The organism is Stenotrophomonas sp. YJH_SMC_110 (genome assembly GCF_059369255.1).
The window spans coordinates 341,178-356,254 of record NZ_JCAFSM010000001.1 but is presented as its reverse complement, the minus strand read 5'-3'; the positions used below and the strand labels follow the sequence as shown (position 1 = coordinate 356,254).

Here is a 15,077-nt window from a genome sequence, read left to right as displayed (position 1 = left end):
CCACGCGTGAATCCGCCGACGCTATCCGTCGTCGATACCACTTGCCAAGTGACCTTGGGCAGGGGCAGGGGTGGGGATTTTCCTATACAAAAATTCTGAACGAAGCATTAATTTTTTGTGACACCTGCCGCTACCAACGGGTGGGACAGCGAGCGCTGACCCGCCGTGAGGTGTGCTTTCCATTGCTCCATGACGGAGCTGCACCTGAAATATTTCAAGGAATCAAGGACGTAACTGCAGATGATTGTCTTCCCGTCGTATCGCTCCACCGCTTCCCGCCGCTCGATCCTCCCCTCACCCCTGGCCTCGGCCATTGTTGGCTCGCTGCTGATGGCCGCCGCTCTGCCGGCGCTGGCCCAGGACAGCAACGCAGACGCCTTGTCGCGTTACCAGTTCCAGCGCAGCCTGCAGGCCGCGTCTGCCGCACCGGTCCTCACCGCTTCGCCGTCGCTGGCCGTCGCCGCCGCCGATGTGGAAGTCGATCCGGAACCCATCATGGGCAAGCCGGGTGATGCCGCCAGCTGGCGCACCACCGAATTCAACAGCGACTGGGGCCTGCAGGCGATCAACGCCGATGTGGCCTACGCACGCGGCCTGACCGGCACCGGCATCCGCCTGGGCGTGTTCGACAGCGGCACCGGCCTGGACCACGACGAGTTCGCCGGCAAGGACCACCGCAGCATCCATCTGGCCGACGTGCTGGCCGATGGCAGCCTGTGCGCGCGCGAAGTGCTGAGTGGCCCGGACGCCTGCTTCGCCAGCGACGGTGACCAGGTGGCCGTGTCCTACCAGCTGCTCGACCCGGACTATGCCGATCTGCTGGAGCGCAATGGCTTCTACGAAGGCCTGAGCTACAACGTGCACGGTACCCACGTGTCGGGCACCATCGCCGCCAACCGTGATGGCAACGGCACCCACGGTGTTGCCTTCGGCGCCGACCTGAGCGTGGCCCGCCTGTTCTCCAACAGCGCCACCTACCTGTCGGTGGTGAATATCGGCGGTTCCCTGTATCTGGACGAACAGACCATCGCCGCCATCCAGGCCGACGATTCGATCTACCCGCAGCTGTATGCGCAGATGAACGAGCAGGGTGTGCGCGCCATCAACCACAGCTGGGGCCTGGCCAACGAGCCGACCACAGCGGAAGACCTGGACATGTACCAGTCGCACCCGGTGTTCGCCGCCAGTCTGGCTGCGATGGCCGAAGGTTCGCGCAGCAGCGGACTGATCCAGGTATGGGCCGCTGGCAACACCGATTCGCCCAACACTTCGCCGGAAGAAGCGCCGATTGCCGGCATGTATGCCTCGCTGCCGCGCGCCGTCGCCGACGTCGAGCCGTACTGGCTGGCCGTGGTCAACGTCAATCAGGACCTGGAGCTGAGCAACCGCTCGATGCGCTGTGGCCTGGCGGCGAACTGGTGCCTCGCCGCGCCCGGCTCGAACATCAACTCGACCGTGTACGGTCCCGATTCGGTGATCGAAGGTGATTTCTACGATGACAATGGCAACCTGGTGGTGGACATCATCAGCCAGACCCCGTCGTCCGATTACGAGGAACTGAGCGGCACGTCCATGGCCGCCCCGCACGTCACCGGCGCGCTGGGCCTGCTGTTCGAGCGCTTCCCGTACCTGGACAGCGCGCAGGTGCGCGACGTGCTGCTGACCACCGCCACCGACCTGGGTGCTGCAGGCGTGGACGATGTCTACGGCTGGGGCCTGATGAACCTGGCTGCGGCCGTCGAAGGCTACGGCTCGCTGCGCGTGGACACCGATGTGGTGATGAACCAGAAGGCCGGCGGCCTGAAGGTGTGGGAAGGTGATGCATGGGACGACTGGACCAATGACATCGGCGGCCCGGGCAAACTGACCAAGAGCGGCATCGGCTGGCTGCGCCTGAGCGGCGACAACAGCTTCAACGGCGCGGTGGTGCGCGAAGGCGTGCTGGAACTGGACGGCGTGAACACGCTGACCAGCGCCGTGGACGTGACCGGCGGAACCTTCCTGCTGAACGGCACCCTGCAGAACACAGCGCTGAACAGCCTGGGCGGCAGCAGCCGCATCACCGCCACCGGTGTGCTGGACGGCTCGGACCTGACCGTCACCGGCGGCGTGGTGTCCTTCAACGGCGTGCAGACCGGCGGCAGCACCTTCGTGGGTGAAAAGGGCACGCTGAAGGGCGTGGGCCAGCTGGGAAACACCACCGTGGCCGGCATCATCGCTCCGGGCAACTCCATCGGCACGCTCACCATCAACGGTGACTATGTGCAGACCGCCACTGGCGTGTACCAGGCCGAGGTGGCCCCGGGCAGCCGCAGCGACCAGCTGCACGTGACCGGCACCGCCACCCTGGGCGGCACCCTGGTGGCGCTGCCGGAACCGGGCACCTACTACCTGGGCGAGCAGTTCAACTTCATCCAGGCCGACGGCGGCGTGAACGGTCGGTTCGCCAGCACCGATTTCAGCGCCTTCTCGCCCTTCCTGCAGTTCGGCCTGGCCTACTCCGCCGCCGGCGCGCGCATTGAAGTGACCCGCGGCAACGCGCTGGCTACCGCGGCCACCACCGCCAACCAGTTGGCCGTGGCCACCGTGGTCGACGGTCTGGCGGTCAACCAGGGCCTGCCGCGTCCGCTGACCATGCTGTTCCCGGAACAGGTGGGCAGCGCACTGGACAGCCTCAGCGGCGAACTGCATGCCGCCACCAGCGCGGCCCTGCTGGAAGGCAGCCGCTACGTGCGTGATGCCGCGCTGGCCCGCCGTGCCGGTGCCGCTGCACCGGGTGCCGAAGGCGGCGACGCCACCGGTGTGTGGGTGCAGGCCCTGGCCGGCAGCACCACGCTGGATGGCAACACCAACACCGCCCGCACCGAAGCCAACAGCAACGGCCTGCTGGTCGGTGCCGACCGCGAGTTCGGCGGCTGGCAGGTGGGCGTGCTGGCCGGTACCGGCCGCACCGACGTGAAGCAGGGCGAAGGGCGCCGTGCGAGGTCGAAGGTGGACAACACCCACTTCGGCGCCTACGCCAGCCACAATTGGGGCGGTTTCGGCCTGCGTGGCGGCCTGGCATGGAGCGAACACGATGTGGACAGTACCCGTGAGCTGGCGTTCGCCGGTTACAGCGACACCCTGAGCGCCCGCTACGACGCGCGTACCCGCCAGGCCTTCATCGAAGCGGCCTACCGCTTCGGTGGCCGCGAGGCTGGCCTGGAGCCGTACGTGCAGGTGGCCCGCGTGGAAGTGGACACCAAGCACGTGAACGAGCGTGGCGGTGCTGCGGCCCTGCAGGGTTCGGTGGACGACGTGCGCACCACCCTGGCCACGGCCGGCGTGCGCTTCGACAAGGGCCTGAAGGCCTCGTTCCAGCAGGACAGCTGGTTGCACGTGCGCGGCGCGGTGGCGTACCGCCACGCCAGCGGCGACCGCAACCCGTCGGCCCGCCTGGGCTTTGCCACCGGCGGTGACAGCTTCGTGGTCAACGGTGCACCCATCGCCGACAGCGCGGTGGTGGCCGAACTGGGCCTCTCGGCCTGGCTGACCGCCAAGCAGCAGCTGGAACTGGGCTACAGCGGCCAGTTCGGCGACGAAAGCCGCGACCACGGTGCCAACCTGCGCTGGTCGGTGCGTTTCTAAGCCACCGGCTCCCGCAGGGAAACCAGGAGGGGCGGCCGTTGGGCCGCCCCTTCTCTTTGTGTGGCAGGGCAGGCGCAGCGTTGCCTACAATGGCGCCCCTGCAGAACCGGACCGGGCATGAAGAGCAAACAGGAAATCGTCGACAACTGGCTGCCGCGTTACACCGGCGTTCCGCTGGACCAGTTCGGCCAGCATATCCTGCTGACCAATTTCGGCGGCTACCTGCACACCTTCTCCGCGCTGACCGGCGCCCCGGTCATCGGCCTGGACCGGCCGATGGCCAGCGCCACCATCGATGGCATCACCATGATCAACTTCGGCATGGGCAGCCCCAATGCCGCGATCATCATGGACCTGCTGTCGGCGGTGATGCCCAAGGCGGTGCTGTTCCTGGGCAAGTGCGGTGGCCTGAAGCGCAAGAACCAGCTGGGTGACCTGGTGCTGCCGATCGCAGCGATCCGCGGTGAGGGCACTTCGGGCGACTACCTGCCGCCGGAAGTGCCGGCCTTGCCGGCGTTCGCGCTGCAGCGTGCGGTCTCGACCATGATCCGTGATCTCGGCCACGACTACTGGACCGGTACCGTCTACACCACCAACCGCCGGGTCTGGGAGCACGACGAGGCGTTCAAGGAGCGGCTGCGGGCGATGCGCTGCATGGCCATCGACATGGAAACCGCCACCGTGTTCGCCGCTGGCTTCGCCAACCACATTCCCAGCGGCGCACTGCTGTTGGTGTCGGACCAGCCGATGATCCCCGATGGGGTCAAGACCGAGGCCTCCGATGCCAAGGTCAGCTCCCAGTTCGTGGAAAACCATATCCAGATCGGTATCGAGGCGCTTAAGCTTATCCGGCGCAACGGCAAGTCGGTCCGCCACCTGCGCTTCGACGAATGATGATGATGGCCTGGCGCGGCGCGCCGGCCCTGGGGAGTAGGTGATGGACGTTGCCGCGCACGTGGTGGAATTCTGGAAAGAGGCGGGCCCTGCGAAGTGGTTCGCCCGCGATGATGCGTTCGACGCGCAGTTCCGCCAGTTGTTCCTGGATGAGCATTTCGCAGCCGCCTCGCGCGCGCGCGAACACTGGCTGGGCAGTGCCGAGGGCGCACTGGCGCTGATGCTGCTGCTGGACCAGTTCCCGCGCAACTGCTTCCGCGGTAGCGCCCATTCCTACGCCACCGATGGCCTGGCCCGGCACTACGCCATGCGCGCCATCGAGGAAGGCCTGGACCTGCAGCTGGTGCCCAAGCTGCGCGCCTTCATCTACCTGCCGTTCGAGCACTCCGAGGATCCGCTGGACCAGGACCGCTCGGTGGCGATGTTCGACGTGCTGGGCGACAAGGAATACCTGCAGTACGCCGAGCTGCACCGCGACATCATCCGCCGCTTCGGTCGCTTCCCCCACCGCAACGCCGTGCTGGGTCGCATTCCCTCACCGGAAGAACTGGACTACCTGGCCGAAGGCGGTTTCGCCGGCTAAGAAAAAGGGGACGGAGGGAATTAAGTCGTTTTTGCCACAAACGACTTAATTCCCTCCGTCCCCTTTTTAGGGGGCAGATCGCCTTTCCGCAGGAAAGGGCTCTGACCCCGGGCCTTCAATCAGTACTTCGGCACGCCGTTGTCGACGTCTTCCGACCAGGCGTTGATGCCGCCGGTGACGTTGAACACCTTGGTGAAGCCCAAGGCGCGGAACTGCTCGGCGGCCTGCGCGCTGCGGCCACCGTGGTGGCACATGAAGGCCAGCGCGGTGTCCTTGGGCAGGGCTTCCAGCGCGGCGCGGCCGTTGCCGTCGAAGGTCTTGAACGGCACGCCCACGGCGGCGATTTCACGCTCGTCGGCCGGGCGCACGTCCACCAGGGTGATGTTGCCGGCACGCACCAGGTCGTCGGCATCGCGCACGCTGATTTCCTGCACCGGCTTGGGCGCATTCGGGTTGTCGATGGCCAGGCCCTTGCCGCGGATGTCGTCCACCCAGTCGATGGTGATGCCGTTGGCGCGACGGGCGCTGGCCAGGTCGAACTGCACGCGCAGGCCGTTGGACTCGGCGGCGATGGCGCCTTCGTCGTGCGGGGCCAGCTGGAAGTTCGGCTGGAAACCGGCGTCGATGGACAGCTGCAGAGCAGCGCCCGGGGCATCGGCCAGCGCGCCCTTGAGCATTTCCACGGCCGCCGGGGTAACGGTGATGCTCGGCGGGGTACGGTCCGGCGCGGCCAGGCCCAGCACGCTGCTCAGCTCGCCGCTGGCAGCCATCTGCAGCACGATGTCGCTGCCGCCGACCAGTTCGCCGTCGATGTACAGCTGCGGAATGGTCGGCCAGTCGCCATAGGCCTTGATGCCTTCACGGATTTCCTGGTCGGCCAGCACGTTGACGTGGGCGAACTCGACGCCGAGGTCCTGCAGGGCGCCCACGGCCTTGGCCGAGAAACCGCACTGCGGCATCGACGGCTGGCCCTTCATGAACAGCACGACGCGGTTGGCGTTGAGGATGGATTCGATGCGCGAACGCAGGGCGGGATCGAGGGACATGGACGTCGGGGTTCCGGGAATTCGAATCATCAATTCTACCCCTCATGGCATCATGGGGGATGAGCAACGCAGGAACATTGCATCGCATCCCGACCCGGCCCTGGCGCTGGCTGCCCTGGCTGGTGGCGTCGCAGCTGGCCGTGATCCTGGTCTGGGCCCTGGCCGGCTGGCACTGGGGGCTGCCCGTGATGGTGGCCAGCCACGCACTGTTCCTGGTGCCGGTATTCCTGCCCAACAGCCGCTTCTACGCGCCGGTGCTGAGCCGGATGGGAGAGGCCGGAAACAGCGTCTGGTTGACCATCGATGACGGTCCCGGCCCGGAGACCCGTGCGGTGCTCGACCTGCTGGACCGCTACCAGGCCCGCGCCACCTTCTTCCTGGTGGGCGAGCGTGCGCTGGCACAGCCGGACCTGGTGCAGGAGATCCTGCGCCGCGGCCACGACCTGGGCAACCACAGCCACAGCCATCCGCAGGCGCGCTTCTGGCGGCTGGGCCCGGCAGCGATGCGTGCCGAGATCGAGGGCTGCCAGCATGCGCTGCATGCGGTAAGCGGCCGCCCGGTGCGCTGGTACCGTTCGGTGGTGGGCATGACCAATCCGTTCGTGGCGCCGGTGCTGAAGGCGCTGGGACTGGTGCGCGTGGGCTGGAGCGCCCGTGGCTACGACGGTGTCGGCTGCACGCCGGAAGGCGTGCTGTCGCGGCTGCTGCCGGACCTGCGCCCGGGCGCCATCGTGCTGCTGCATGAGGGGGCCGCCCACGGCCACAACCTGGCGATCATCGAACGCGTGCTGCAGGCGCTGGACGAGCGGGGGCTGAAGGCGCGGCTGCCGGTTCCGTAACGCCGGGCCCTGGTGGTGTGGAGCAGCCGAGCATGGGCTCGGCGCCACAAGGGTTGGCGATCATCCTGTGGCGCAGCGCCGGCACATGCTGCACTCGGCGCTACAACGCGGGGCGTTCGGCCACCAGCAACCAGCTGTTGAACGGCGTGCGCCCGTGCAGGGGGCGCGGCGCCGTCACTTTCAATCCGGCCTCGGCCAGTGTCGCCTGCAGCACCTGCGGGTCGGGGTAGTGGCGCGGCCGCGTGCCCATCCAGCCGACCAGCCAGGCCAGCCGGTCCGCCACCCGCGTGGTGCGGTCGCGGCCATCGCCGGTGGCCAGTGGCGTGCGCAGCAGCAGGCGGCCGCCGGGAGCGACCCGCATACTGGCCTCACGCAGCAGTGCCTGCTGTGGGCCCGCGTCCAGGTACTGCAGCACATCCAGCAGCAGCACATGCCCGGCCTGCGCCGGCAGCGGCGCCTGCACGTCCAGACAGTCGAAGCGCACAGCGGGCAGGCCGGTGGCGGCACGCTGGGCACGGGCGATCTTGCCGGCATCCACGTCCACGCCCAGGTAGGGCTGGCAGCCACCGCGCTGGCGCAGCACGTGGGCGAACAGGCCCAGCCCGCAGCCCAGGTCCAGCACGGGTTGCCCGTCGCCAGGCAGGTGCTGCAGCACGCCGTCATACAGCGGGTCGCTGCCCAGCTTGCTGCGGGTGTAGTAGTAGTCGCGGCGGCTGGCCCAGGCGTGTGCGGGGCGGAATGCCTCGGCGATCGCGCGGGCCTGCGCGGCGCTCAAGGGTGTGCAGGGCAGGGGCGGGCCGTTCCGTGGCGTGCCATCCATCGGGTCAGTCCGTTCCGCCGAGCAGGTGGGCGGCGACCGGCAGCGCGCGCGCGCTCCACAGCGCGTACATCCGTGCTGAAGGGTGCAGGCCGTCGTCGGCGATCATCGCCGGGTCGCCACCGTGGTCACGGCTGATGTCTGTGATGTCGACGAAGGCCACGCCCTGCTGGGTGCAGATCACTTCAGCGGCCGCGTTGAATTCGTCGGTCTCGATCTCGATCGCGGCCAGGTCACGGCCGCTGCCGATACCGAACGGCGTCGCGCCCCAGTCGGGGAAGGACAGCACCAGCACACGCCCGGGGCGGCCACCGGCAAAGCCGATCGCCCGCTGCAGCAGGGCGTGGAACTGTACGCGGTACTCGTCCAGCGGCCGGCCGCGGTACTGGTTGTTGACGCCGATCAGCAGGCTGACGAAATCGAACGGGCCCTGCGGCGCGGCCGCATCGATGCCGGCGTCCAGCTCGTCGGTGGTCCAGCCGGTGGTGGCGATGGTCTGCGGGTCGGCCAGCGCCACATCCTGCGCACGCAGGGCGGCGGCCAGCTGGTGTGGCCAGCGGCCTTCAACGGCAACGGCTTCTCCGATGGTGTACGAATCGCCCAGCGCCAGGTAGGACAGCGCCACGGCTCAGGCCACCGAACGGCGCGGCTTCAACGGTACGACCTTGGTCGCGTCCTCGGCACGGCGGGCCAGCACGCGGTCGATGCGGGCGAACACATCGCGCATCACCGAGGCTTCCGGCAGCAGGGTCACGCGGAAATGATGGCGGTAGGGCACGTTGAAGCTGGAACCCGGTACCACCAGCACGCCTTCATTGTTCATCAGATCCAGCGCGAAGTTGTGGTCGTCGAAGCCCTTGGCGGCGGCACCGACCACGGCCGGGAACGCGTACAGCGCACCGGCCGGCGCGACCAGCGACAGGTGCTCACTGGCTTCGCAGGCTTCGATCACCGCGCGGCGGGTTTCATACAGGCGGCCGCCCGGGGTGCACAGTTCGGAGATGGTGTCCGGGCCGTTCACTGCGGCCTCGATGGCGTACTGGCCCGGCACGTTGGCGCACAGGCGCAGCGCGCCGAGCAGGTCCAGCGCAGCGCGGAAGTCGCCCAGGCGCGCGTCGTCGCCGCTGAGGTGGGCCCAGCCCACGCGCCAGCCGCAGGCACGGTGCACCTTGCTCAGGCCACTGAAGGTCAGGCACGGGTGGTCGCCGGCCAGCGGCGCGACCGGCTGGAATACCGCATCGTCGTACAGGATCTGGTCGTAGATCTCATCGACCAGCAGCAGCAGGTTGTGGCGGCGCGCGATCTCGACCACGCACTCGAGCAGTTCACGCGGGTAGCTGGCGCCGCTGGGGTTGTTCGGGTTGATCAGCACGATGGCGCGGGTGCGCGAGGACACCAGCGTCTCGATCTCGCTCGGGTCCGGCTGGAAGCCGTTCTCGGCGGCGCAGCGGTAGTACACCGGGCGGCCATCGTTGAGGATGGTCGAGGCCGACCACAGCGGGTAGTCGGGTGAGGGCACCAGCACTTCGTCGCCCGGGTTGAGCAATGCGCGCAGCGACAGGTCGATCAGTTCGCTGACGCCGTTGCCGACGAACACACGGTCGGGGTGCGCATCCGGTGCGCCACGGCGGGCGTAGTACGCCGCGATGGCTTCGCGTGCGACCGGCAGGCCCTGCTGGTGGGTGTATGGATCGGTGCGGCCCATGTCATCGGCGATCGCGCGCTGCAGGTGCTCGGGCGCGCGGAAACCGAAGTTGCCCGGGTTGCCGATGTTGAGCTTGATCAGCTTGCGGCCCTGCGCCTCCAGCTCCCGGGCTCGCCGCGCCAGTTCTCCGCGGATTTCGTAGCGCACTTCGGAAAGGCGCTCGCGGATGGCCAGGGGCTTGGGCGAGTTGGTGGACATGGGGGCTGGGCCGTCAAAAGGCATGGGGATTCCATCCTACCGGAATTGCTGCAGTGCATGGCAAGGGTGCCGGGCTTGTCATTGCTGGGCTGGCAGGGCGCCGGCGCAGGTAGAATGGCGGCGATGACCCAGACCCCCGATTTCATCGCCCTGCAGACCATCGGTTGGCCCTGGCCGGGCCCGGCGCAGCAGGCCGACTGGCAGGCCGTGATGGCCGCGCACCCGCAGGCCCGCCCGGCGCGGGTGATCGAACAGCACCGCACCCACTACGTGGTGGCCGATGGCCCGGATGCGTCGATCAAGGCCGAATCGCTGCCGGAATGGCAGCGCCCGCGCTTCCCCAGCCACGAGCGGCCTGCAGTGGGCGACTGGGTGCTGCTGGACGGCATCCGCATTGTCGCGCTGCTGCCACGCCGCACCGCGATCAAGCGTGGCGCCGCCGGCGAGCACTACCACCAGCAGGTGATCGCGGCCAACATCGACACGGTGTTCATCGTCTGCGGCCTGGATGCCGACTTCAATCCGCGCCGCATCGAGCGCTACCTGCTGCTGGTCGGCGGTGGTGGTGCAGAACCGGTGGTGGTGCTGACCAAGGCCGACCAGACCGAGTACAGCGAGGATGCGCTGGCGGTGCTGGAAGAGCTGGAGATGCAGGGCATCGCGCTGCATGCGATCAACGGCCTGGATGCCGACAGTGTGGCGGTGCTGCAACCGTGGCTGGGCCCGGGCCGCACGGTGGTGCTGGTCGGTTCCTCCGGTGCCGGCAAATCCACGTTGACCAACACCCTGCTTGGCGAGCAGCGGATGAAGACCAACGCGGTGCGCGCCAACGATTCGCGTGGCCGCCATACCACCACCCACCGCGCGCTGATGCCGTTGCCGACGGGCGCCTGCCTGATCGACACCCCGGGCATGCGCGAGCTGAAGCCGACCGGCGAAGAGACGCTGTCCGAAGGTGGCTTCGCCGACATCGAGGCGCTGGCCGCACAGTGCCGTTTCAACGACTGCAAGCACCAGCAGGAACCAGGCTGTGCGGTGCGGGCGGCGATCGAGGCGGGCGAGATCGAAGAGAGCCGGTTGCTGAACTATTTCAAGCTGAAGGAAGAAGTGGCTGCCGCTGCCGCCAAGCTGGCGGTACGCCAGGCCGAGACCGCGCAGGAGCGCGGCGGCAAGAAAGGCAAGGGCCAGCAGTTCCGCCCGGCAGGCAAGCCGCGTAGGCGGTAACAAGGCAGCCGAGCATGGGCTTGGCTCTACAGCTGGTCCGCGGTGGAGTCATTTCATGTAGCGCCCGAGCCAATGCTCGGGCGGCGGCGCACCGCGCCGGGCACGGCAGGGCGTTATAGTCCGCGCATGGAACCGACTGCGACGCTGGACCGTGATGTGGCCCACCATGCAGCGCTCGATGCGCGCCTGGTCGAGGCCGTGGGAGGCATCCGCCTGCTGGGCCTGACCAGCTGGCCGGCCACGCTGCAGGCACCGTTCCTGGACAGCGTGGCGCGCGGCCAGCCGGTGCTGCCGAAGGTGGATTACCCACGGCTGGACTTCAGCGAAGAACGTCGCGCGCTGGCCGCGATCGCCGCCGACTGCGACGACACTCATCCGCTGGGCCACTACGTGCGGCAGTCAGCGCAGAGCTGGGACCTGGCCGCGCAGCTGCTGGAAGGACTGGGCACCGCCGCCGTTGATACCTGTTCGGTGCAGCTGTTCGGCGCCCCCGAGCAGCCGCTGCCGGGCAATGGCCCGAGCACGCGCGACGCGGCGCGCCACTTCATACAGATTGCCGCCGAACTGGACCACGAACTGCTGGCGCCGGAAGAACAGGTGCCGGTCTCGGCCATCGCCCTGCAGCTGCAGCTGCAGAATGATCTGGATGCGTTCTTCGAATCGCGCATCATCCAGGTGCAGCTGGATCCGGAGCTGGTGTCCAAGGCCGCCGCCGGCCCGACCCGCATCCGCCTGCGCACCAGCGCGCGCTTCAGCGCCTACGACCGCGCGCAGTTGTTCCACCACGAAGCGCTGGTGCATTCGCTGACCGCATTGAATGGCCGCGGCCAGCCGGTACTGCCGAGCCTGGCGTTGTCCTCGCCACGGGTAACGGCGACCCAGGAAGGGTTGGCGACCTTCGCCGAGCAGATCACCGGCAGCATCGACATCGAGCGCCTGAAACGCATCAGCCTGCGTACCGAAGCGATTGCGATGGCACGCGAAGGCGCTGATTTCATCGAAGTGTTCCGCTATTTCTGCGATGCCGGGCAGAACGCGGAAGAGAGTTTCGCCTCGGCCCAGCGCGTGTTCCGTGGCGTGCCGCCGAGTGGCGGCCTGGCCTTCACCAAGGACACGGTGTACCTGCGCGGCCTGGTATCGGTGCATACCTTCTTCCGGCACATGCTGGCCGAGGACCGCCTGCAGGTCTGCCGCTGGTTGTTCGCCGGCAAGATGAGCCTGGCCGATGCGATCGCGTTCGCGCCGCTGTTCGAGGCGGGAATACTGAAGCCACCGCGCTGGCTGCCGCATTGGGTGAGCCGGGCGAACGGCCTGGCCGGCATGCTGGCGTTCTCGCTGTTCGCCAACCGGATACGGATGGACCAGCTGGCGCCGGAATGAAATGCGTTGGCGGATCCTCCTGCGCCTGCCTGCTATCGGCTGGGCGGAGGCGGGGCACCCTGGTCAGGACACGCAAAAGCCCCTCCATGGTGCTCGATGGCGCCATCCATGGCGCCAACGGTCCTGACCAGGGTGCCCCGCCTCCTCCAGACAATTTCCTGCGGGCGCGGCAGCAGGTCCACCAGAGGGATTGCGTTTGAGAAGCTTGAAAAGCAAAGCGCCGGGCAATGCCCGGCGCTTTGCTTTTGCTGTTGCTCTTGCTTTCCATTGCCTCCGCGCCGGCGCAGGGAATTGTCGAGCGCGGGTAGGCAGGCCCATGCAGGACCGTTGGCGCCATGGATGGCGCCATCGAGCCCCCAAGGACGGGTTTACGGCGTGTCCTGCATGGGCCTGCCTACCCGCGCCATGCAGGCACACTCAATGCGCCGCAGCGCCCGCTTCTGACCTAGAACTCCGCCGCCACCGTCATGAACAGCTGCCGCGGCGCACTCGCATGGATCGCATAGCGCGTGCCCTTCGGATCAGTCGGTGCGAACGAACTCAGCTGGCCGGCGTAGCGCTTGTTGGTCAGGTTGGTCGCGTTCAACGACACCCGCACGTTGCGCAGGCCCAGGCCCGGGCCGAAATCGTAGCCCGCACCGGCGTCGAAGGTGGTCACGCCCGGCACCGACTGGTCGTTGGTGTAGGTGTAGTAGCGCTTGCCGGTGTACTTCGCACGCAGGCTGGCGAAGAAGCCGTCGCGGTTCCAGCTGATCTCGCTGGAGGCCATGCGCTGCGGCGTATCCACCGTGATCTTGCCGGCCACCGGAACGATCGCACCGCCCGAGGTGTAGTCATCCTCGTAGGTGGTCTTGTTCCAGGACAGCGCGTTGTACCACTGCAGGCCATCAATCGGCTTGAGGATGAAAGTCAGTTCCGCGCCATGGCTCTTCACCGAACCGACGTTGATGAAGCGCGTCACGCACTCCGGGCGCGTGCCGACTTCGATGCTCGAACACGGGTTCAGCGACAGCAGGCGGTTGTCGAACTTGACGTTGTATGCAGCGATCGAGGCCTGGTACTTCTCACCGAAAGTGCGGAAGCCGGCTTCCAGGCTCTTGGACTTCTCCGGCTCCAGCCCGGCGCTGGCCGCGAACGATTCCGGCGACACCTGCAGCGGGCCGCCGCTGCCACCGCCGACGAAGGCGGCGATGTTCTCGGCGTAGGAGGCGAACAGCTCGTTGTTGGCGTTGAGCTTGAAGCCCAGGCCTACCTGCGGCAGCACCGATTCCTTGGCGGTCAGTGTGCCCGACGCAATGCGGGTTTCAACGCCGGGCTGCGCGGTGGCGCGCATGCGGGTGTTGGGACTCTTGATGCCCACGTCCACGGTCAGGCGCTGGTCCAGGAAGCGCATGCGGTCCTGCACGTAGAACTGGCGCGTGCGGATGTCGAAGTCCTGGTTGAACAGCAAGCGGTCGGGGTTCTTCAGGTACAGGTCGTCCAGGAACGGGCCGCTGATGTAGTAGAAGTTGCGCGACACGTTATGGTCGTTCTGCTCGTACCACAGGCCGGCTTCCAGCTCGTGGATGCCCGCCGTCCACGACAGCGCGGCGGTCAGGCCATCGCGGTTGATCGTGTAGTTGGTGCTGCGGATCGAGATCGGCAGCATCCTGTCGGTACCCGGGTAGGACGGCTGGCCCGGTGCCCACCAGTGGCCCTGGCCACGGTTGTCGTGGTGGTAGGCCAGCAGCTTCAGGCGGCCCTGCTCGCCCAGGCGCAGGTCGGCATCGACCGAGTACAGGTTGTCGTCGCGCAGCGCACGGCTCTGATAGTACGCATCGTCGATGCTGTTGACGCCGCCGCTGAACTTGCAGCGCGCCTTGTTGTAGGTGCCAGGCGCGCAGTACGCGGCGGCGACGGCGCGATCCCAGTCCGGCGCGTAGATGTTCCAGTCATACCCCAGTCCGCGTGCCAGCATGTCCTTGGACAGGTAGGCATAGTTGGCCTGGCTGGCGCGCGAGGTCGCCACGAACGCACCGAAACGGTGGTCGCCAACGTTCCACACTGCCTTGGCATTGAACTGGCGGGTGGTCTGGTTCTGGTACGGCGCGGCCCACATGTCCTGGTCCTGGTGCACGCCGGACACATAGGCCGAGAAGCCGTTGAGGTCGCCGGTGTCCACGCGCAGGTAGCCGCGGCGCTGGTGGTTGTCGCCGACGGTGACGCTGGCGCGGCCACCGAATTCGGTGGACGGATCCATCGAGAAATACTGGATGGTGCCGCCCAGGTTGCTGGTCGAGGCCACGCCCAGCGAACCAATGCCCTGCGACAGTTCGGCGCCGGCCAGGTTCTCGGCGATGATCGCGCGGGCGATGCTCAGGCCGTTGTAATTGCCGTAGCTGTTGTCGCCCAGCGGGATGCCGTCCAGCGTGTAGCCCAGGCGGCTCTTGTCGAAGCCGCGCAGGCTGATGGTCTGCGATTCCTCGTTGGCGCCAAAGGCATCGTTGGACTGCACCGACACGCCCGGAAGGCGATCGAGGATCTTCTGGCCACTGGTGCCCGGCGGCAGCACCTGCTTGTCCACGGCAGTGATGCGCTGCACCTGGCGGGTCTCGCCCTGGCCGATCACGGAGACGGTATCCAGCGTCTGCGCGCTCAGCGCGGCATCGGTGCTGGCGCCGGTATCGGCGGTGGTGGCGGCATGGGCGCTGGCAGCGGCGGAGAGCACGATCGCTACGGCGATCGTCAGGTGTCGGGTCTGCATGGTGGTCCGTTGCATGGGGGG

At 67.6% G+C, this 15,077-nt stretch carries 11 protein-coding genes; 6 read left to right on the top strand and 5 right to left on the bottom strand.

Annotated elements, in window-relative coordinates; all coding sequences use genetic code 11:
* The first annotated feature begins 240 nt into the window (after positions 1–240).
* The 3 genes from AC5P6H_RS01495 to AC5P6H_RS01485 all read left to right on the top strand — a co-directional run bounded on the left by AC5P6H_RS01495 (position 241) and on the right by AC5P6H_RS01485 (position 5,104).
* Positions 241–3,627 carry an autotransporter domain-containing protein gene (locus AC5P6H_RS01495; protein WP_346601679.1) on the top strand — a complete coding sequence of 1,129 codons (3,387 nt, stop codon included), beginning with the start codon at positions 241–243 and terminating at the stop codon, positions 3,625–3,627.
* Between the two features lie 117 nt (positions 3,628–3,744).
* Positions 3,745–4,521, top strand: coding sequence for an AMP nucleosidase (locus AC5P6H_RS01490; RefSeq protein ID WP_005419211.1), 777 nt, complete (start codon positions 3,745–3,747; stop codon positions 4,519–4,521).
* Between the two features lie 43 nt (positions 4,522–4,564).
* The gene (locus AC5P6H_RS01485; RefSeq protein ID WP_014648372.1) at positions 4,565–5,104 is read left to right on the top strand and encodes a DUF924 family protein; all 540 of its coding nucleotides are present in this window, start codon (positions 4,565–4,567) and stop codon (positions 5,102–5,104) included.
* A 119-nt stretch (positions 5,105–5,223) separates the two neighbouring features.
* Here the strand turns inward: AC5P6H_RS01485 and grxD are convergent, their stop codons facing one another.
* Positions 5,224–6,150 (bottom strand): Grx4 family monothiol glutaredoxin, encoded by a 927-nt coding sequence (gene grxD, locus AC5P6H_RS01480; protein WP_032956577.1) that lies wholly within the window; start codon positions 6,148–6,150, stop codon positions 5,224–5,226.
* A 59-nt stretch (positions 6,151–6,209) separates the two neighbouring features.
* On the opposite strand from grxD, the gene AC5P6H_RS01475 reads away from it, so the two are divergent.
* Entirely contained in the window at positions 6,210–6,989 is a 780-nt protein-coding gene (locus AC5P6H_RS01475) for a polysaccharide deacetylase family protein (protein ID WP_014648370.1), read from the top strand.
* A 100-nt stretch (positions 6,990–7,089) separates the two neighbouring features.
* Here AC5P6H_RS01475 and AC5P6H_RS01470 read toward each other — a convergent pair whose 3' ends face one another.
* Genes AC5P6H_RS01470 through AC5P6H_RS01460 form a run of 3 tightly spaced genes read right to left on the bottom strand, consistent with a single transcriptional unit; the run spans position 7,090 to position 9,709 of the window.
* Positions 7,090–7,809: a class I SAM-dependent methyltransferase gene (locus AC5P6H_RS01470; RefSeq protein WP_134809270.1), complete on the bottom strand. Its 720-nt coding sequence runs from the start codon at positions 7,807–7,809 to the stop codon at positions 7,090–7,092.
* Between the two features lie 4 nt (positions 7,810–7,813).
* Positions 7,814–8,431 (bottom strand): SGNH/GDSL hydrolase family protein, encoded by a 618-nt coding sequence (locus AC5P6H_RS01465; RefSeq protein ID WP_032956572.1) that lies wholly within the window; start codon positions 8,429–8,431, stop codon positions 7,814–7,816.
* 3 nt (positions 8,432–8,434) lie between these two features.
* The gene (locus AC5P6H_RS01460; protein WP_495202258.1) at positions 8,435–9,709 is read right to left on the bottom strand and encodes a pyridoxal phosphate-dependent aminotransferase; all 1,275 of its coding nucleotides are present in this window, start codon (positions 9,707–9,709) and stop codon (positions 8,435–8,437) included.
* 114 nt (positions 9,710–9,823) lie between these two features.
* On the opposite strand from AC5P6H_RS01460, the gene rsgA reads away from it, so the two are divergent.
* Positions 9,824–10,933: a ribosome small subunit-dependent GTPase A gene (gene rsgA, locus AC5P6H_RS01455; RefSeq protein WP_032956568.1), complete on the top strand. Its 1,110-nt coding sequence runs from the start codon at positions 9,824–9,826 to the stop codon at positions 10,931–10,933.
* 126 nt (positions 10,934–11,059) lie between these two features.
* A complete protein-coding gene (locus AC5P6H_RS01450; RefSeq protein ID WP_053495753.1) occupies positions 11,060–12,313 on the top strand; it encodes a flavohemoglobin expression-modulating QEGLA motif protein in 1,254 nt (417 codons plus the stop codon).
* 445 nt (positions 12,314–12,758) lie between these two features.
* Here the strand turns inward: AC5P6H_RS01450 and AC5P6H_RS01445 are convergent, their stop codons facing one another.
* Positions 12,759–15,056: a TonB-dependent receptor gene (locus AC5P6H_RS01445; RefSeq protein ID WP_495202257.1), complete on the bottom strand. Its 2,298-nt coding sequence runs from the start codon at positions 15,054–15,056 to the stop codon at positions 12,759–12,761.
* Positions 15,057–15,077 lie beyond the last annotated feature (21 nt).

Coding starts and splice junctions, on each gene's coding strand:
- AC5P6H_RS01450 (WP_053495753.1), top strand. CDS start 11,060: ATGGAACCGACTGCGACGCTGGACCGTGATGTGGCCCACCATGCAGCG.
- AC5P6H_RS01495 (WP_346601679.1), top strand. CDS start 241: ATGATTGTCTTCCCGTCGTATCGCTCCACCGCTTCCCGCCGCTCGATC.
- AC5P6H_RS01445 (WP_495202257.1), bottom strand. CDS start 15,056: ATGCAGACCCGACACCTGACGATCGCCGTAGCGATCGTGCTCTCCGCC.
- AC5P6H_RS01490 (WP_005419211.1), top strand. CDS start 3,745: ATGAAGAGCAAACAGGAAATCGTCGACAACTGGCTGCCGCGTTACACC.
- AC5P6H_RS01460 (WP_495202258.1), bottom strand. CDS start 9,709: ATGTCCACCAACTCGCCCAAGCCCCTGGCCATCCGCGAGCGCCTTTCC.
- AC5P6H_RS01475 (WP_014648370.1), top strand. CDS start 6,210: ATGAGCAACGCAGGAACATTGCATCGCATCCCGACCCGGCCCTGGCGC.
- rsgA (WP_032956568.1), top strand. CDS start 9,824: ATGGCGGCGATGACCCAGACCCCCGATTTCATCGCCCTGCAGACCATC.
- AC5P6H_RS01485 (WP_014648372.1), top strand. CDS start 4,565: ATGGACGTTGCCGCGCACGTGGTGGAATTCTGGAAAGAGGCGGGCCCT.
- AC5P6H_RS01470 (WP_134809270.1), bottom strand. CDS start 7,809: ATGGATGGCACGCCACGGAACGGCCCGCCCCTGCCCTGCACACCCTTG.
- grxD (WP_032956577.1), bottom strand. CDS start 6,150: ATGTCCCTCGATCCCGCCCTGCGTTCGCGCATCGAATCCATCCTCAAC.